Origin of the sequence: Sphingobacterium gobiense, from assembly GCF_002980575.1 — a bacterium.
Taxonomy (GTDB): Bacteria; Bacteroidota; Bacteroidia; order Sphingobacteriales; family Sphingobacteriaceae; genus Sphingobacterium; species Sphingobacterium gobiense.
In genome coordinates, this window is sequence record NZ_PVBS01000001.1 from 1996483 (window position 1) to 2016406 (window position 19924).

General features: G+C 43.2%; 14 protein-coding genes. 4 read left to right on the top strand and 10 right to left on the bottom strand.

Features of this window, described 5'->3' with window-relative positions; genetic code table 11:
* Nucleotides 1-42: 42 nt before the first annotated feature.
* From C5749_RS08880 to C5749_RS08925, 10 genes are all read right to left on the bottom strand, one after another.
* Nucleotides 43-1446, bottom strand: coding sequence for an aminopeptidase P family protein (locus C5749_RS08880; protein ID WP_105724932.1), 1404 nt, complete (start codon nucleotides 1444-1446; stop codon nucleotides 43-45).
* 25 nt (nucleotides 1447-1471) lie between these two features.
* Nucleotides 1472-2419, bottom strand: a complete 948-nt coding sequence (gene lhpI / locus C5749_RS08885; RefSeq protein ID WP_105724934.1) for a bifunctional Delta(1)-pyrroline-2-carboxylate/Delta(1)-piperideine-2-carboxylate reductase — start codon at nucleotides 2417-2419, stop codon at nucleotides 1472-1474.
* A 29-nt stretch (nucleotides 2420-2448) separates the two neighbouring features.
* Complete coding sequence (locus tag C5749_RS08890) at nucleotides 2449-4686, bottom strand: S9 family peptidase (protein ID WP_105724936.1); 2238 nt, start codon at nucleotides 4684-4686, stop codon at nucleotides 2449-2451.
* Nucleotides 4679-6097 (bottom strand): APC family permease, encoded by a 1419-nt coding sequence (locus C5749_RS08895; protein WP_105724938.1) that lies wholly within the window; start codon nucleotides 6095-6097, stop codon nucleotides 4679-4681. Before C5749_RS08895 ends, C5749_RS08890 begins: the two co-directional genes overlap by 8 nt.
* A gap of 8 nt (nucleotides 6098-6105) precedes the next feature.
* Nucleotides 6106-7875: a DUF885 family protein gene (locus tag C5749_RS08900; RefSeq protein ID WP_105724941.1), complete on the bottom strand. Its 1770-nt coding sequence runs from the start codon at nucleotides 7873-7875 to the stop codon at nucleotides 6106-6108.
* 21 nt (nucleotides 7876-7896) lie between these two features.
* Nucleotides 7897-9162, bottom strand: coding sequence for an NAD(P)/FAD-dependent oxidoreductase (locus C5749_RS08905; protein ID WP_105724943.1), 1266 nt, complete (start codon nucleotides 9160-9162; stop codon nucleotides 7897-7899).
* A 27-nt stretch (nucleotides 9163-9189) separates the two neighbouring features.
* Nucleotides 9190-10188, bottom strand: coding sequence for a 4-hydroxyproline epimerase (locus C5749_RS08910; RefSeq protein ID WP_105724945.1), 999 nt, complete (start codon nucleotides 10186-10188; stop codon nucleotides 9190-9192).
* A gap of 11 nt (nucleotides 10189-10199) precedes the next feature.
* Nucleotides 10200-11666 carry an aldehyde dehydrogenase (NADP(+)) gene (locus C5749_RS08915; RefSeq protein ID WP_105724947.1) on the bottom strand — a complete coding sequence of 489 codons (1467 nt, stop codon included), beginning with the start codon at nucleotides 11664-11666 and terminating at the stop codon, nucleotides 10200-10202.
* 5 nt (nucleotides 11667-11671) lie between these two features.
* Entirely contained in the window at nucleotides 11672-12571 is a 900-nt protein-coding gene (locus tag C5749_RS08920; RefSeq protein WP_105724949.1) for a dihydrodipicolinate synthase family protein, read from the bottom strand.
* Nucleotides 12572-12662: 91 nt separating this feature from the next.
* Nucleotides 12663-13526 carry an AraC family transcriptional regulator gene (locus tag C5749_RS08925; RefSeq protein WP_105724951.1) on the bottom strand — a complete coding sequence of 288 codons (864 nt, stop codon included), beginning with the start codon at nucleotides 13524-13526 and terminating at the stop codon, nucleotides 12663-12665.
* 221 nt (nucleotides 13527-13747) lie between these two features.
* Here C5749_RS08925 and C5749_RS08930 point away from each other — a divergent pair, with 221 nt between their 5' ends.
* From C5749_RS08930 to porN, 4 genes are all read left to right on the top strand, one after another.
* Nucleotides 13748-16474 (top strand): DUF5695 domain-containing protein, encoded by a 2727-nt coding sequence (locus tag C5749_RS08930; protein WP_219847935.1) that lies wholly within the window; start codon nucleotides 13748-13750, stop codon nucleotides 16472-16474.
* A 170-nt stretch (nucleotides 16475-16644) separates the two neighbouring features.
* Complete coding sequence (locus C5749_RS08935) at nucleotides 16645-17337, top strand: hypothetical protein (RefSeq protein ID WP_105724953.1); 693 nt, start codon at nucleotides 16645-16647, stop codon at nucleotides 17335-17337.
* 26 nt (nucleotides 17338-17363) lie between these two features.
* Nucleotides 17364-18662: a T9SS ring complex lipoprotein PorK/GldK gene (gene porK, locus C5749_RS08940; protein WP_105724955.1), complete on the top strand. Its 1299-nt coding sequence runs from the start codon at nucleotides 17364-17366 to the stop codon at nucleotides 18660-18662.
* Nucleotides 18663-18698: 36 nt separating this feature from the next.
* A complete protein-coding gene (gene porN / locus C5749_RS08945) occupies nucleotides 18699-19850 on the top strand; it encodes a type IX secretion system ring subunit PorN/GldN (protein WP_181151318.1) in 1152 nt (383 codons plus the stop codon).
* The last annotated feature ends 74 nt before the right edge of the window (nucleotides 19851-19924 follow it).

Genomic DNA, 19924 nt, shown 5'->3' on the forward strand with positions numbered 1-19924 from the left:
ACAATCGAATACATGTCAATTAAACAGCTATCTTACCAAAAGTTAACCGAATTTTAACCCAAACGTCATTCTATAATCTTCGATTTCTTCCGCCGTTTTGATTAATTCAGGACCAAGAAGACGATACCGATCGGTAGTAATCAGAAAGTCATCTTCTATACGAACACCTCCAAAGTCTCGATATTGTTCCAGCTTAGTATAGTTAATAAAATTTTCATGTTTTTTTTCTGCTTTCCATTGATCAATTAAATCTGGAATAATATATATACCCGGTTCTATAGTGACCACATAACCGGGATGCAGTACCTTCCCCAACCGTAAGGATTTTAATCCAAAGGTTTCTGTATCTTTAGGCTCATCATCTGTATAGCCTACATATTGCTCTCCTAAGTCTTCCATATCATGCACATCCAGCCCCATCATGTGTCCCAAACCACATTGGAAAAACAGCGTATGCGCATGGTTTTGAACCGCTTCGTCTGGATCACCACGCATAAGCCCCAATTCGGTCAAACCTTCGACTAATGCCTTCGCCGCGTGCAAATGCACGTCTTTGAATTTTATTTCCGGTTGCAACATATCGCGGGCGCTTGTAAAAGCCTTCAACACGACATTGTATATATCTCTTTGCTGCATGCTGAATGTTCCATTCACCGGGAAAGTGCGTGTTAAGTCTCCCGCATAGCCCATGGGTGTTTCGGCGCCCGAGTCGTTCAAAATCATATCACCGTTTTTAATCGTGTGTTGTCGGTAATGATTATGCAATATTTCTCCATGTGTCGTTACGATAGGCGGGTAGGCCAATGAACAGGATCGGTCTGCAGCCAATTTTTGAATAGCATTGACAACTTCATATTCTTTCATGCCCGGCTTTGTGATTTGCATAGCGAGTAAATGCATATCGACAGACGTTCCGACAGCTTGTTCGATTTGTTCAATTTCCTGATCTTCCTTGATGGATCGTTGTTTTACCACCGCCTTTATCAAGTTTACCGACGGATGAATTTCCGATAGCGGAATCTCCAATAACTGACTTAGTAAAATGCGGTTATGAGATTGATATGGCGGAAGATAGTGCACCTTTCTTTTGCGTGCAAGCACTGTACGCATATAATCGGCCAGCAGACGAAATGGTCGTACTTCGGTTATACCAGATTTCAAACATTTATCTTTTAGTGTTTCTTGCCGTCCCATCCATACTAGATCATCTAAACTCAATTCGTCACCAAAAATAATATTTGTACTCTCCTCAATATCGAAAACAGCGGCCAGTCGAGGTGTTTGTACGCCTACGTAGTATAAAAAAGAACTATCTTGCCGGAAAGGATAAGTATTGTGCTCAAAATTAATAGGGTTTTCGATATTACCTAATAAAAGGATTACCCCACTGGATACATTTTTCTTTAATGCGTCCCGTCTTTTTTGGTATGTTTCTGCTGAAAACATCTTTTATTTTTAATTATGTTATTTCTTATTGATGATTATCGCTTATGCTCTGGTATACTAGCAATGCTGCGGCTAAATCTTCGATGGCGAGACCAGCCGATTTGAACAAGGTGATTTCATTTTCGTTTCTTCTACCCACATGTGCTTTTTTACATAGTTCGACGATATCGGCTTTTATGGTTTGGGGATCTAACACTCCATTAGCAATAGGAATAGCCATTTCTCCGGTCTCATGAAGTGCTCCTTCACGAGAATCTACAAAAATACTACTCTTTTTTATAGCATCATCATCGACCTCTCGACTTTTGGGGGTATGTGCGCCTATCAGGTCCAAATGCGTTCCCGGTTGTACCCATTCCCCCCTAATCAGCGGAGTTCGTGATAAGGTAGCTGTCGAAATTACGTCTGCCTGCCGAACCGCCGCTTCCAAATCCTGCACAAGATCTACCTTCACACCATGTTTCACCTGCTCTTGCACAAACTGCACTCCTTTCTCTTTATTTCTCATCCAGATCATCACCCGGTCGTAATTTCGCACAGCGGCATGGGCGTGGATAAGGTGCTCTGCAACCTTTCCACCGCCGACAACGAGTAAGCTACGTGTATCTTCTCGCGCTAAAAAAGAAGCTGCCAGTGCAGATGCACAAGCTGTGCGTCGGGCGGTTAGTCCGGAGGCATCCATCTGTGCCAGCGGGACACCCGTCAATGCATCAATCAGGGTGTATGTGGCATAGATAGCCGGTAATCCTTTAGTATGATTGTTTGGTGCTACAATAACCTGTTTAATCCCCATGTACTCCCTGTTCCACGCAGGCATAAGAATTAACGTATTCTCCTGTTCTTCACTATTCTCATAAAAATGATGATGTCGTACGGGCATGGTATAAGGAACGATCAACATCTTATGCAGTGCTGCGATCAACCCGCTATATGGTAGTTGTTTTTCGATTGTTTCTTTGTCTATAAAAATCATTAGATATATGTTTTATATATATTACAAATCTAATTCACATTCCATGCCGGTGGATCAATTCCAATTAAATGTTTCACGAAGAAGTCACGGCGTTTCCGCTCCCCATATTCTCCTCCCGAAGAATGTCCCATTCCAGGCACCACAATCAATTCATGGTCTTTATTAGCCTTGATCAAGGCATTGGTCAGTTGATAAGTAGACGATGGATCCACGTTATCATCCAGTTCGCCAACGATCAACATCAATTTACCTTCCAGCTTGCTAGCGTTCTCTATATTCGAACAAGCCACATATGCTGGCCCGACAGGCCAGCCCATCCACTGCTCATTCCACCATATTTTATCCATTCGGTTGTCATGGCATCCACAGGAGGAGACCGCCACTTTATAGAATTCCGGATGGAAGAGTAGGGCTGCTGTCGAACTCTGTCCGCCGGCAGATGTCCCATAGATACCGACGTGATCCAGATCCATATAGGGATATTTTTTGGCTGCCTCTTTTATCCAGACAATCCGATCCGGAAAGCCAGCATCTTTGAGATTTTTCCAGCATACATCATGGAAAGCTTTCGAACGATTAGACGTTCCCATACCGTCAATCTGCACGACGATAAATCCTAATTCTGCTAACTCCTGCATGCCGCTTGGATTGGGTACAAATGTTTTCGGAACAAAAGAACTGTGTGGTCCCGCATAGATATATTCGATAACCGGATATTGTTTATTAGAGTCGAAGTTTGTAGGGCGAATAATGATACCCCATATATCGTGCGCACCATCCCGGCTTTTGGAAACGAATACTTCTGGAGCCTTCCAGCCTGTCGCTTTGAGTGCGCCATCATCCGATTGCTCTAGTTCCATCAGTACATCGCCGTCCCGATCTCGCAATACCGTAGTCGGCGCTTGGTCTACTCGCGAATAGACATCCACAAAATAATGATGATCAGCATTAAAATAAGCCCTATGACTAGCATCTTCATTAGTCAACGCACGAAGATTTTTCCCATCAAAGTCTATTCTATAGTAATGGATAAAATAGGGATCCTGTTTCGTGTTTTTTCCGCTTGCCTCAAAAATAATCTCCCGTTTTTCTTCGTCGACATGAATCACCCGGCGCACCACCCAATTGCCTTTCGTGATCTGGTTTATAACCTGTCCTGTTTGCCCATTATATAAATATAGATGATTCCAACCATCTCGCTCAGAAGCCCAAACCACTTCCTTACCGTCGTTGATGTCATACCGATAGCGTTTACCACTGTAGTCGATAAATGTTTTGTTTGTTTCGTTGATGATATACCGTGTATTACCGCTTACGGCATCTAATGCTACAACCGCATACTGCTGGTGCCCACGTTTATTAAATTCGAACGTTATGGCGCGACTGTCTTTTTGCCAGTCGAATCGGCTTAACGAAAACTGGTTGTCCACCATACTTTTGTCAACTTCGATCAGTTGGTTTGATTCCAAATTGTAGATCACCGGATAATATTGCGGGAGCGCGTCACCCGGTTTCACATAATCTCTCGTCTGCAACTTCGGTTGCAATTGATCTGTGGGTGACGACTCCAATAACGTTAGTTGGCGCACCACTGCCTTCCGTACTTTCATGCCTGCCACTTTTTTACCGTCAGGCGACCATTGTGTGTTCGCAGCGTAATATTCACCCGGACTACCATCATAGGTAAGCTGTTGTTCCGTCTCCGGCTTTCCTTTTTCTGCGATATAAATATTATTGTTTTTCAAATAAGCCACTTTGGTTGTATCGGGCGACACGACTGGATCGCCCTGACTATCGTCAAACCGACGTCCCCAATACCGCTCTAGTCCGTCTTTCCTTTCGACGCTATCTTTTTTTATCAATTGCTTGGACACTCGATTCCACGACCACATCACACGATTATATTCAAACTCAAATAACGTATGGTCGATTAATTTCATGCGATTGTGTGGAGCCGCGTTGAAATTGGCTGTCCTACCCAATTGCTCACTCAATGCTTTCTCCAACAGCTTAACGTCAAACAGTGTTGTCTTCGATTTGTCAACAGCATCAACGAGTATATATACCTTACCTTCTGTCGTGTTTTTTTCGTACCAAAACAAGTTTCCTGCTTCATTCCACTGTAGATGTACAGGTACATCCCACACTTTGTTACTCACTTTATTCCGAAATTCTTTTGCACGCGTATAATCGGTTACCGTACCTTGTGCAAATCCTGCATAGCAAACAAGCAGACAAACGCCTATATTCAATATTTTTTTAAGCATATTTCTTTCGTTTATTATTTATAATATAAAAAATAGGAATCCCCAATAACGCAATTAAAATACCAGGCAAGGTATAATTGGGTTTATAAATCAACATCAGCAGCACAAATGAAATTCCCATTATAATATAGATAATAGGTAAATAAGGATACCCAAAAGCTCTATAAGGCCTCTCTAACGCCGGACGTGTGTAGCGAAGGCGGATAACACCTGCAACGGCCAATACATAGAAGATAACCACAACGCTGGTGATCATATCCAGCAAATCGCCATATTTGCCACTTAGGCACCAAATGGAAGCCACTATGCATTGTATCCAGAGCGCATAAGCCGGTACGGCGTTTTTGTTTAAGGTGCCTACCCTTTTAAAAAACAAACCATCTAGTGCCATGGAATAATAAACACGCGCACCAGCCAGAATGATGCCATTGTTACAGCCAAAGGTACTGATCATGATCATGATAGCTATAATTGTAATCCCGAAGGGTCCAAAAATTTCTTGTGCGGCGCTCATGGCAATGCGGTCTTGGGGTGCACTCACCATAGCATGTAGATCGAGCACACTGGTGTACATGATGTTGGTCAGGATATAAACCACCGTGACAATCGTCGTCCCCAGGGCCAGACTAAGCCCAATATTACGTTGTGGATTTTTGATCTCATCTGCCACAGCCGATGAAGAGTGCCAGGAATCACTACTGAACAGTGCTCCTACCAAAGCTGCTGAGAGCGCTCCAAAAGCGCCGAAGGTCGTATAATTCTCAAAAGTTCCGTCTATATGCAAACGTCTCAGGTTCCACATCGCTGCCGTATTCCAGTTGAGGTTCCATACCTCGTGTTTAAAAGCTAAAAATCCGAACAGAATAAGGAGCAACAAGCTAAAAATCTTAATCAATGTAAGGGTCGTCTGTACCCGCTTGCCACTGTTGATCCCGCTTGAGTTAATAAAAGTCAATAAGACGATAACTCCGATAGATACCAATTGGGCAGACGATACGTTGTAGTTCCCTAGGGTAACCACATATACATCTTCGTCCAGTACCGGGAAAAGATAGGCTGTAAATTTTGCAAATGCTACACCTACCGCTGCTATGGTAGCGGTTTGTATCACGGCAAAAAAAGTCCATCCGAAGACAAAGCTTACCAAAGGATTGTATGCTTCGCGCAGGTATACATATTGTCCGCCTGCTTTTGGAAACATCGCACTGAGTTCGCCATACGTTAATGCGGCGGTCAACGTCATAAAGCCACAGATCACCCATACCAACGTCATCCATCCAACCGATCCTGTATTACGGGCGATATCTGCCGATACGATGAAGATACCGGATCCAATCATACTTCCGGCCACTAGCATGGTCGCATCGAGCAATCCCATGGATTTCTGGAAGGATTGTTTCGCTTGTTCCATGTGGGTGGTTATTTGAAGTTATAGAATTTCCATTTTGCTTCATGGTTTGGGGATAAGTCCTGTTTAATTAGGATGGCTCTCAACAGCTCCATGGGCATGTAGTTTTCCTTAATGACACGATCATGAAATACTTTATATGACATTCCTCCTTCATCTACCAATTCGTTCTTGATCGCCATCAACTGCAGGCCACCTACCAAATAGGCTAACTGATAAAGCTCACCATAATTTGCTTCGAAAGAACGCTTTACCTCACCATGTGCGTTGGCCACTTCGAAGCCTACGTTATCGACTAAATAATCAATGCACTGCTGTGGGGTCCATTCACCTAAGTGAAACTTGATACTAAAGGTGATCCGTGCACAACGATGCATGCGCCAGAATAGCATACCTATACGCTCTTCCGGTGTTTTCGCATAGCCCAAATCATACAACAGCAATTCCCAATACAACGTCCAGCCTTCCGTCCAAAACGGTGTATTAAAAGCTCGCTCCCGGTAGGGTTTATGCCGTCTGTTCATAAAATACTGTAAATGGTGCCCCGGGTTAAGCTCATGTTGCACGGTAGGGTAAGAGAAATAAGGGTTATTCCCGCGCATGCTCATCCGTTTTTGTTCATGCGTCATCCCATCTGTAGGGTAAGAAATACTAATCTCCCGCCCCCCTGTAAAAAACGGATTTACCAATTGCCGTTCGGGTGTCATCATAATCATTCCCCATGTTTCATCTGCCAGCGTTGGAATATCCATCAAATCGTGCTCTTTGATAAATTCCTGCGCTGTATTGTATAGCTTTAATATCAATTCGGGTTGTTTTCCCGCAGGCACATAAGCATTTTTCACTTTCTCTTGAGCGGCTTTCCAATCATCACCAAACCCCATATCCCGAGAGGCTTTTAAAAGTTCGGCCTGACACCAAGCAAATTCTTGATCTGCTAAACGTAACAATTCGTCAGCCGTATAGGCCACCATTTCATCTTTTAGTTGTTTATTCAGGGCGTCGCGCCCGATAGGGTTACCGCCAATCTGGCTACCGTCGTCGAAAACTCTATGTTCTCCCAACCCCTCGAGTGCGGTAATGTATTGATCAAGCCGCGCAGACAAGTGCTGGTAGGGTTCCGGAACCCACCAAGTAAACATGGGATCGTAACCATTATAAAAATCGTATACACTGCTCAGTCTGAGTTTCAGTGATTCCACCACCTCCTTCAAAAAAAGGATATCTTCAAATATTAACGAGGTATCCTCTGCCAGCGCCTTTTCCGCCTGCTGTACCTTTTGGGATAGAGCATTTAGATCTTCCGCTATCTTTTCTCCTTCGATTGTCGTTCCTCTTCTTCGCTGCTTTTCCAGTGCGTAGATCTCTTCCGCAAACGAAAGATAGTTGCCCAATCGCTCATGTTGCTTTTTCTTATCCAGTAGGTGCTCTATATGCTGTTTTACTTTTCTGTTCAATAAAATATAATCTACTTGGCCATTCGTTTCAAGCGCATTATATGGAAATGCCTTTAACTTATCGAGATACGATTGATCTATTTCCAATAAACGCTGCACTTGCTCGGGAGAAGCTGCTGCCTGCTGAAAGCCCCAGCCTTTTGGCATAGGACCATAGAAATAATTTATTGCTTGTACATCATGCCCGTACTGTATAATAAGTGGTTCAATAGGTGTCGTGTGATCATATAAGTTTTCTTCTTGTGCATTGACCATGGTTGAAAAAAATAATAACAATAGGCAGATCGTTGTTTTTGTAGTGATCGGGTGTTTCGATATTATCATATTTTAGTTGTTTACCTCCTGTCAATAATCAAATCTATCTGGTTTAAATGTCTTGATTTCCACTTCCGATGGCTGATTCGCCAATGTATCGGCCACGATCTTTCCGAATGCAGGCCCCAAGCTTATTCCCATCATTCCTGTCCCTCCGGCTACCGTGACATTGGAAACTTTGTCGAGTCGCCCCAGATAGGGTATTCCATCTGGCGAGCATGGCCGATATCCGAACCAGATTTTATCCTCGGGATATTGCACGTCTAGGTCGGGAAAATATTTGGGAACAGATTCCACAATTCCTTGTACCCTGTTTCTATATATTCTATCGTTTGCCGATCCTAACTCCATCGTTCCGCTGAATCGGATTTGGCCATCCATAGGTGTTACGGCAACACGAGCTTCCAACAATAAGGCCGCATGTTGAAGACGGTGACTTTCCGATGGCCTGTACATAAAAGAATATCCTTTTCCCGGCATAATCGGCATTTTCACACCAAGTTTCGCTGCCATTTTGGACAAAGACGCCCCAGTTGCGAGTACAACCTCGTCGGCAGCAAAATGCCCTTTGGTGGTAATAACCTCCTTGACCTTCTTACCGCTAAGCAAGAACTTCGTAACGGCGGTCTGTTCATGAAATGTTACACCGGCATCTTTCAGATAAGCAATCAGCTGCTTCATCAGTTTTGGCGGATACAACTTTCCGTCACATTTATAAAATGTTCCACCTAACACATCCAATTTTATATGCGGTTCCAGCCCTTGTATCGCTTCAGCGTCCAGAATGTCTACGTCCAGCTGTAGATCCTGTGCACGTTTCGCGAGCTCGATCTCTTCATGACGTACCGCTTCCGTCTTATAGAGTAAGATAATTCCATTTTGTTTCAATTCAAAATCGAATCCCGGCATCTTTGCCCATTCATTATACAGACCACTGCTATACTGATTTGCATCGCGCAAAACCTCTGCATGTCTATCCACATGTCGCTTGTTCGCGTGCTTTAGAAAATTCATTCCCCAATTCAACAGGTTCCAACTTAAACTTGGACGCACATAAAACGGACTTTTTTTATCAAACATCCATCGAATCCCCTGCGCTACGACACCTGGTGCGGCCAACGGAGTAAAATGACTTGGCACAAGCATTCCGGCATTGCCATAAGAACAATTATTCTCGAGCGTATATTGTTCCAAAACGCTTACTTTCCAACCGTCTTGTACCAAATAAAAAGCTGAAGATAAACCGGCTATCCCACCTCCGATAATAATGACTGTCCCTTTATTTTCTGCTTTCACATTTAACGTTTATATCTTCTGTAAATATTATATAACTTGAAACCCTTCTTTATAAGGATCGTCATCATCTATAAAAATCGTGTTATAGCCCGTAATCTTTGCCCAACCTTCGATGGAAGGTACGATTGCAGGTTTGGAGGCCACTTCTGTCTGTTCTTCTATTTTTCCTATGAACTGCGAACCGATATAACTCTCGTGTATAAATTCCTCTCCCTGCCGAAGCTTTCCTTTAGCGTACCATTGCGCCATCCGGGCAGAAGTACCCGTCCCGCAAGGCGATCTGTCCAGCGCATTTTCACCCACCAATACAGCATTTCTTCCGGAAGAATCTGATTTCGTCGGCTTACCTGTCCATTGTATGTGGCTGAGGCCCTGTATGCGGCTATCCTCGGGATGTATGAACTCATATTTCTCATTCAATAAATGGCGGATAATCTTGCCGTAATAAATCAGCTGACTGGCAGAAAAAGCGCTGATATCTGCAAAGTTTTCCTGCGGATCGATAATTCCATAAAAGTTGCCCCCATAAGCGACGTCAACCTGTATCTTCCCCAGATCAGGGCAATCCACCTCCAACGCTTCACGGTATAAGAAAGACTTAACGTTCGTCAACTTGACTGACACTACCTTTTCACCAACTTGCTTGTAATCAATGAGAATAAGACCCGCAGGAGTTTCTAAGCGTAACTTCCCATGTACTTTTGGCGTCACTAAACCTTCTTCGATAGCGATCGTCACGGTACCGATCGTCCCATGTCCGCACATCGGCAAGCAGCCACTTGTTTCGATATAGAGCACACCAATATCATTTTTGGGGTCAATCGGCGGGTACAGCATGCTCCCGCTCATCATGTCATGTCCACGCGGCTCAAACATAAGCCCTTTCCGTATCCAATCATATTCCCTCATAAAATGCAGACGCTTGTCCATCATGGACTTTCCGTTTAGCAGCGGTGTGCCGCCGGTAATCAGTCTAACAGGGCAACCACATGTATGCGCGTCTATACAAAAAAAAGTCTTCTTCATTGATCATTCACCTAATGTGCCTCTGTTGTGCAGTGATTGTCTACCACTCTTTCTATTTGCAAGGGATTTTCGTCTCTTAGCTCCAGCGGTAAAAATTCATTGGGCCAGTTTTGGTAACTCACCGGACGCAAAAATCGTTTCACAGCGTCTGGGCCAACAGAAGTGAAACGGCTATCAGAAGTAGACGGAAACGGTCCGCCATGATGCATCGCATAGACAACCTCAACTCCCGTGGGCATACCACCAAATAACAGACGTCCACATTTTTCCTGCGCGATATCAAATAACGGTATATGTTGCCTTATATCATCTTCGGTTGCCGCAAATGTCATGGTCAATTGGCCGGGTAAAGCTTTTAATACTGCTTCCATTTCTGCTGCATCCTCACACTCAACCAATAGCCCAGTAGGGCCAAAAACTTCTTCTGAAAGAACATCATTTTCCAAGAATTTGCCAGCAGAAACACTATAAACAGCAGCCACTGCACAATTTTCCTGCGCAGCTCCCTCACCCACACGTATCACTCCTATTTGATCCGCCAATTTCGACTTAGCTTCGGTGTAGTTTTTTGCAATACCGTCATGTAGCATCTTTGCACCTCCAACCTGCCCAATCGCGGCGGATAATTCCTGTTTAAAATCTGCTAACGTCTCGTCTTTAATGACTAATAACAGGCCTGGATTGGTACAAAATTGCCCTACGCCTAAGGTCACAGAGCTCACATACTGCGCTGCGAATTCTGCCGTATTAGCCTTTAAATAAGCAGGTAAGGCAAAAACTGGATTAATACTTCCCATTTCTGCAAATACGGGAATTGGCTCTTCCCGACGTGCACCGATATCATATAGCGCTTTTCCACCTTGGAAAGAACCTGTAAAAGCAACGGCTTTAATTGCCGGATGCTTTACTAACACTTCACCGACCGCATGGGATCCGCCTTGTACGTAACCAAACACCGCTTCCGGCGCTCCGAATTTCGTCAGACCACTGACAATTGCTTTTGCCATCAATTGAGATGTTTTAGGGTGTCCCGGATGTTCTTTAAACACCACTGAGCATCCCGCGCCTATTGCGCTGGCGGTGTCTCCTCCTGCAGTAGAAAAAGCAAAAGGGAAGTTACTGGCGCCAAAAACAGCGACAGGTCCTATTCCTTTATTACATTTGCGAATATCCGCTTTTGCGGCACCAGCACCGTTGTCGATGCGGGCCTCGGCATAAATTCCGATTTTCACCGCATTCGCGTAGGAACGCCATTGATTTACAGTACGCGCTTTTTCGCCGGTTAAACGAACTACAGGCAATGCAGATTCTTCGTGAGCAGTTTGAATAAGTTCATCATCTAAAGCATCTATTTCATCTGCAATGGCGTGCATCAAAGCCGCACGCTCTGTTAAAGAAATACGCTGTAGATATTGGTACCCAGCTAATGAATCGTTTCCAATAGCTTGGATATGTTCACTGGACGTTTCAATATGCATAAAAATCAAATTTGAGGTCTTGATGCCAAAGCATCATCAATTATTTTGTTTATTCTCTCTTGTTCTTTGCCGACCAATGGTAAACGTGGTGCCCGCGTATAGGGTGTGGATAATCCTACCTTGGTTGCAGATAGCTTAATGTATTGCACCAATTTCGGTTGAATATCAAGTTCCAGCAATGGCATAAACCATTGATAGATTTCCACCGCCATTTGCAAGTCTCCTCTTTTAACCGCATCGTAAATCGCGTATGTTTCTTTTGGAAAAGCATCAACAAGCCCTCCCACGACACCATCAGCGCCAACCACCAATGATTCTAGAAAAATCGTATCAACACCTGCCAAAATCTTCAGACGATCTCCAAAACGGTTCCGCAGTCTAGTGATGTTTGTTAGATCACGAGTCGATTCCTTCACGGCTTCAATATTAGGCTCTTGAAGCAATTCTTCAAACATGTCTATTGTTATATAGGTACCGTAATCAACTGGATTATTGTAAATCAAAATAGGCAACTTGGTGCTTTGCGCTATCGTGCGAAACCAAGCTACCACTTCTCTGTCGTCAGCACGGTATCGCATGGGCGGCAGCACCATCAAGCCATCTGCACCTAATTCTTCTGCACGCTTCGCAAATTCAACTGCATTTTTTGTTGTGTTCTCTGTAAGGTTGAGAAGAACCGAGCATCTTCCTTGTACCATTTTCAGTGCATAGGTAAGCAGTTCAAATTTTTCTTCGGTGGTTAACACGCTTGCTTCCCCCAGAGATCCCGCCAAGATTAAACCCTCTATGTTGGCCTCCAGTTGAGCTTCGATATTAACAGAAAGCATTTCAAAATTTAGTTCACCATTTTCATGAAACGGTGTTAACATAGCAGGAAAAATTCCACTCCAATTTAAATTAGCCATATCATTTTTTTGTTTCCATCAAAACTATAACCAATTGAAGTAAAATGCTACCCGTGTTTTAATCAACTCTTGCCAAATTTTAACACAATTGTTAGTGAACGTTCTTTTTGTATCGTCCATAATATTCCTTGGGAGAAAAACCGGTTACGGAACGAAAGACACGATTAAAATTAGTAATACTATTGAAACCCGCATTATAGGCCACCAAACTCACACTCTCATATCGTTCGGATGTGATCAGCTGGCAGGCTTCCTGGATGCGAAGCTCATTGATATAACTTACGAAGGTCAATCCGGTATGCTTCTTAAAATAACGACAAAACGCTTGTGGCGTTAGATTGGCGTGATCGGCCACTTCTTCAAGCGTAACGGCTCGTCGGAAATTGTCTTTAACATATCGGCATATTTCATTTATCCGAAGTGTTCCATCTCCTTTATCCGGGACACTGGACACGGAAAGTGGTTTAAGTTCTTCAGAAACCGCACTTAATTCCTTTAATAAAAGAAAAAAGCTTATTAAGCGTTCCATCATATTCGATTTCCTCAACACGGAAATTCTTCTTTTCACCCTTGCTTTATATTCTTCTGGCACTTGAAAACCATTTGCACTCCGCAAGACAAATGCTAATAATCCACCGAGCTCCGGCATATTAGACAAACTAGAAAGTACACCTTTTAAATTAAAGAAAACCGAAACGCACTCCACATCGCGAGTTCCTGCCATCTCGTCGCTTTTGAAAACATGGGGTTGATTTGAGCCAAGAAGAAAAATATCATCTTCCTTAAAGGAATGGAAGCTATCCGAAACAAACAACGTACCTCTACCTCTAATAACCCACATAAACTGATATTCCTCATGTTGGTGAAAATAAGGATAAAAATCCTGAAGTTTGTCCTCTTGGACGTAAAGCGATTTATCCTTAGGAAAAGGTACATTAAACTGGATCATTCTCATGACAAATTAGGTTTATCGTTCAATACTCTTTAATTATACCGATTTGACTTAACTACGAATGAAAGTTACAATATTAACTTAATATTACCAAGACGGCGGAAGCATGTGGTGAAAATATGGATTGTTTTGGTTAAAATTCACTAATTTTTTTGTCATTAACTACTTTATCTTTAACCCATCGTATCTATCAAGATTTTTTTTGCAATTATACATCTTATCAAATGACACGTATAAAAAAAGTTTTAAGGTTAAACGTATTATTCCTTTCCTTGTTTACCTGTACACAACAATTCGTAAATGCACAAAATCCATTTTGGGAAAAAGTTAAGGAAACATCGCCAACCCTTGGTGTAGAGCAGGGCACCACCAGCTTTATATTACCCCAGTTAAAGGTTGGTATATTGCACGCATCTCAAACCATAGCGTCTTTGAAACTGAAAGACGACCAGCTTTTTGATTACACACCGGACGAGCTATTGACCAAACGGGACCGTGATAAGTTTTTTCATTTAGGAGATATCAATCTTTCCATACGTCCTGTCGGCGAGCTTAGCTGGCAGCATTATTCTTCAGCAGAAAAACGCCGTCCGGTCGTTCCGCTGAAGGGCACTCAGAATACGCTTGCAGCGGCCGACATCACCCCTACATTGAATAATATCCCGTTAAAAGTATACCGCTATTGGGACAACATCAACGGTAATCTGAGTTTACGTTTCGTTATAGAGAACAATACCAATCAATCCTTTGAAATGGGAAGTCTCGGCATCCCCATGATTTTCAACAACAATTTAGATTGGAAAACGCTGGATAGCGCTCATGCTGATAATGTTTTTTTCGATCCTTATATAGGTATGGGGGCTGGTTACTTACAAGTGAACAGATTACATGGTGACGGCCCAAGTCTCTTAGTTCTTCCGCAAGAGAATGCATCATTTGAGGCATACAATCCGTTAAATAGCGATCCTACCCCTCGTAGCATTACATTCGAAGGTTTCCATGAATGGATGGTGCATAGCAAAGCTCACGCAGAAACTGAATGGAAAGGTGTCGAACAATGGAATAACCCGACATCAGCTGTCCTAAAGCCCGGTCAATCCAAAACGTATGCGCTTCGTTTTATTTTGGCGCCCAGCATCAAACAAATTGAAGAAGAGCTTGTGCGCCAACAACGTCCAGTAGCAGTGGGCGCACCGGGCTATGTGCTGCCACAAAACAATCAAGCGAAATTGTTTCTAAAATACCACCGGAAGGTAAAGCATATGGAGGTTTACCCATCGGGTGCTTTGTCTATACGGCCAGCAGCTACTACGTCCAACAAATGGGCCAGCTACAACATAGTCGGTCAGACATGGGGTAGAGCGCGTCTTACCGTGACTTACACGGATGGCCTGGTTCAAACTATACATTATAAGGTGATCAAACCGGAGCAACAAGTAGTCAGCGATTTGGGCCACTTCCTAACCACTAAGCAATGGTATGAAAACCCCAACGACCCTTTCAAACGATCCCCCTCCATTATCAGTTATGATTATGAAACCCAGTCACAGATCACACAAGAGCAACGAGCTTGGTACGCAGGACTAAGTGACGAGGCAGGGGCTGCGAGCTGGCTCGCTGCCATTATGAAGCAGATATTGATACCAAATCCTGTCGAAATTAATAAAATCCAGCGCTTCGCGAACGAAACCATGTTTGGCAGAATACAACACAAAGAAGGTAAAGACAAATATGGTGTTGTAAAGAGTCTATTTTATTATGAACCTGATTCTATGCCGGAAGGGACATACAGTGATAGTATCAATTGGAACACCTGGTCGGCTTGGCCCAAAAAAGAAGCGAATAACATAGGGCGATCATACAACTACCCCCACGTAGCTGCCGCCCATTGGGTACTGTATCGTTTAGCGAGGAACTATAACAAACTCGTGTCGGACGAAAACTGGGAAACCTATCTCGACCGTGCTTATCACACCGCGTTGGCAATGGTGGAAAAAGCACCTCACTATGCCCAATTCGGACAAATGGAGGGAAGTATCTTTTTGATTATCTTGACAGACTTGAAAAAAGAAGGTCTGCACGAATCTGCGGAGAGGCTTGAAGAAATCATGAAAGAACGCGCCTTACATTGGAAATCCTTGAACTATCCATTCGGTAGTGAAATGCCATGGGATTCTACAGGTCAGGAAGAAGTCTACTTATGGTCACGTTATTTCGGGTTCGACGATAAAGCGCAGACGACACTGCATGCTATTTTAGCCTATATGCCTACCGTCCCGCATTGGGGGTATAACGGCAGTGCCAAACGGTATTGGGATTTTGTATATGGCGGCAAACTTTCCCGCATCGAACGGCAGTTACACCATTATGGTTCGGCACTAAATGCTATTCCCGTGTTGACTGCATACAGAAGTAACCCCGAGGATTTCTATTTACTACGTGTCGGACACGCAGGAACGATGGGCGCTTTAGCCAATGTTACGGAAGACGGATTCGGCCCGGCAGCGTTTCACTCGTACCCATCGACATTAGCAAACGATGGGATAAGTGGCGATTATGGCACCGGCTTTTACGGCTACGCAGTTAATTCGGGCACTTATATTATCAAACACCCTGAATTTGGATGGCTTTCTTTCAGCGGAAACCTCACGGAAACAAAAAATACTGTTCAAGTGACACTCACATCTGCATCCAGGGCACGTTTATTTCTCGCCGAAGAAAAACTCTGGCTGACAACGGACGCCGGAGAAATTTCATCATTAACCTATTATCCCAGTACGAAAGAGATCGAACTAACAATAAGCGGCGATTCCGTTGATATTGTCCCTCATGTGTTGTTAAACATCGAAGGTGAAAATGCGTATATAGTAGATGGTGTTCAAAAAGATAAACAGGGCCGGTACCCTATACCTAACACTTCCCGGAAAATTAAATTAATTCAAAAAAGATAATCGGCTATTCCGGCTTCTGATTATTGACGCAGATAGATTACTAAAAGTAAATATCTGCGTTTTGCATTTATTACTCCCAATAAAAAAAGCTCCATATAAAAATTAAGGCAAGATAATTGCTTTCGTTATCCGGTTTTTAATGTAATGCGTTAATAATTTAATACACAAATATGAAAAAAGGTATATTTTCCGCTTTTATTTTATTCGTTTTTTTCTCGACACAGGACGTCTTCGCTCAATTTTCGCGTCCCATAAGTGTCGGTGCAGGAGCAGGTGGTACAATGGTTTGGGCTGATTTAGGAAATACGGATACGCGATTTGCGGGATACGTAGAAGCAGAAGGATTAATAACCCCTTTTATTTCCATTGGGGTTAAAGGAGAAAAAGGGGTGTTAAGCGCTTATGGATGGAACAGTGATTTTGAGAACCGTTATCACGCCATTAATGCCAATGCGAAAGTTAGACTTGGCCAGTTTTTATCCCTTCCACCTAACTACAGTTATTATACACTAGGGGCCAGTACATTCAGCAAGATACTTGCCAACATCTATATAGGCGCCGGTGTGGGAGTCATGAAAAATAGTATTGACCACCGCATAGATCCTAGTTACCGGACATCTATCGAAAATGTCGGTGGAGAAATTTCAGAAGATTTAAACTCCCATCAATTGGCTATCCCGCTCAACATAGGACTAGACATACCTATCGGACGCACACTATACGGTCCGCGTTGGGCAATAAACATCAATTATCAGCAATCTCTGCTTCCCAAAGATAACGTTGATGGTGTTATTAATAGCAAGATGGATCAGTATTCCTATCTTTCTGTAGGTGTAAAATTAGCCTTGTTTAACCGTAATTAATATCGAACATCCATAGCTTATAAATAATGAATAAGAAGAATTTGAGACACAGATTATCCCAGCCTCGAACTATTGTTATCGCTTTGTTAACATCCCTAATAGTTGTAGCAGCTTGTAAATCGAACAATTTTTATAGCGCGCCAAAAGTATCCGCTTTTAGAGGCGGTAAACTTCCCGCTCCTCCTGGCATGGTTTATGTTCCATCAGGAACCATTCTCTACAAGAGTTCATTGGACAGTGGAAATGTAGGCAAGAACATTAGTCTGAGCGCATTTTTCATAGACGAAACGGAAGTAACCAACAAGCAGTACCGTCAGTTTGTAAACTGGGTAGCGGATTCTGTCGCCGTGACAGATTATCTAAACGATGACCAATACTTTTTAGATATTGTCGGTGAAGACGGTCAACGCCGAATTGATTGGAAACGGGTAAAACGTGTTTCTCCTTTATGGAAAAGCAATGATCCCTCCATCCAAGAACGATTGGCGCCGATGGTGATTATGAAGGGAGCACGTAGAGCGTTAAACGAAGAAATTGTTAAATATCGCTTTTCGTATTTAAAATCAAATGGGCGCGAAGAAACGGAGTATGTTACCGATACCGTTCCAGTGATGCCTATAGAGGATATTTGGTCAAAAGATTTCCCGAATGCACAGCTAGCCTCTATGGATGCCAATTACTTTACCCATGAGTCGTTTGATTATTACCCTGTGGTTGGCGTCACCTGGAAACAGGCGCGTGCCTATACCGACTGGCGGGGAAAAGAATTGATGGCAAGCATTATGAAAAATTCTTATCTGAGCGGCTATCACCTTACATTCAGTTTACCGACCGAAGCGCAGTGGCAATATGCCGCGGAGGGGAAGTTGGATCCGCGTGATACCATATCAGGAACTCGATTGACGATTGACGGAAAAGAAGGTAAAAAGAAACTAGCCGTCAACTACAAACAGGGAGAAGGAACGTATTCGCAAGATGGAGCAACCTTTACGGTACCGGCTAAGTCGTATACACCGAATGCATTCGGCATTTACAATATGGCTGGAAACGTTGCCGAATGGACACTCGACGCCTATAGCCCTTCTGCTATCGCTTTCGTCAATGACTTGAATCCAGTTCTGTTATATGATGCTAATGAAAGTGACAGTGACGCTCTTAAAAGAAAAGTGGTAAGAGGTGGTTCGTGGAAAGATAACGGTGAACAGTTAAATAGCGAAACACGTAATTATGTCGTCGAATATGAACCTCATTCCTATATCGGGTTCCGCTGTGTAATGTCCGCTTTTGAAATGCCAACAGATCAAAGTAAAACAAGGAGATATTAAAAGATGGAGTGTAGAATTATAAGAAATTTAGCAGAAATGAAAGCACTAATCACAATCGTGTTAATATGCGGGTTTAACTATGCGATAGCACAACAAGAAGTTGATATTTCGCCGCAGCGGGACACCACGACATTGGATACGCTCACACAGGATGTCTTCTTAGGAAACGGACAACAGACTCCCTTATATGATACGGCGAATCAGGATATATTAATGGATACCATTCCAGTAACGGACGGTTTCTATCAAGCAAGTAATCTGGAAGACGCGGTTCCGTTTTCCTATCCGAAAGTGAACATGAAAAATATCCGCTTTTACAAACGGGTATGGAGAGATATCGATTTATCTAACGAGGAGAATTATATTTATGCTATCCCGGGTGCGTCCTTAATTGAAGCGATCATGAAAGGAATGAATGAGGGAAAATTAACACCTTACAGTCCAGAAGACGATTCCTTCAAAACAAAAATGACCGCCAGCGAGGGTGTCGCACGTTTCGCCGATAGTGTGTTGGTTCCGATTTTTGACGAGGAGGGAAATCAGATCGATGCACAGATGGCCTTGAATGAGTTTAACCCTGAGCGTGTTACTAAATTTAGAATTAAAGAGGATATTTTCTTCGATAAGCAGCGCGGTCGTCTAGAAACGCGTATTATCGGTGTGGCACCGTTAATGGATATTTCTTCTTCTGCAGAGCTTGCAGAATCGGTGGGATCAACACCCGCATTCTGGCTATACTTCCCGCAATTGCGCTATACGCTTGTTAAGGTGGATGTCTCCGACCCAGATAGAGGTCTTTATGATATGAGCATGGACGACTTGTTTGTTCAACGCAAGTTTGCCAGCACCATTATCCGTGAATCATCGCCTAGCGCTATGCGCCAAGATGCACAATATGCGGAAAACGCACTACAGCAGTTGCAAGAAGCCCAACAGATCGAAGACAAATTGGAAGCGTATAAAGAAAAACTTTGGTCCACTCCAAAAGGCGTTAACGCCGAAGAACTTGAAAATTACCAACCGCCGGTGCAGCGACAAAATAACACACCGTCTACCAGCAATTCCTCTGGCACAACAACCACAACATCTCAAGAAGCCATGGAAGCAAATGGAACGGAAACCGAAGTGCAAGAAGAAAATCAAAGTACAGAACAACAACCAATAGAAGAAACGGAAGAACTAGAGTAAGCGTTAGTATTATACTAATATAACGAAAAAAAAATGCCACTCATGTTCGAGTGGCATTTTTTATTAACTGTAAT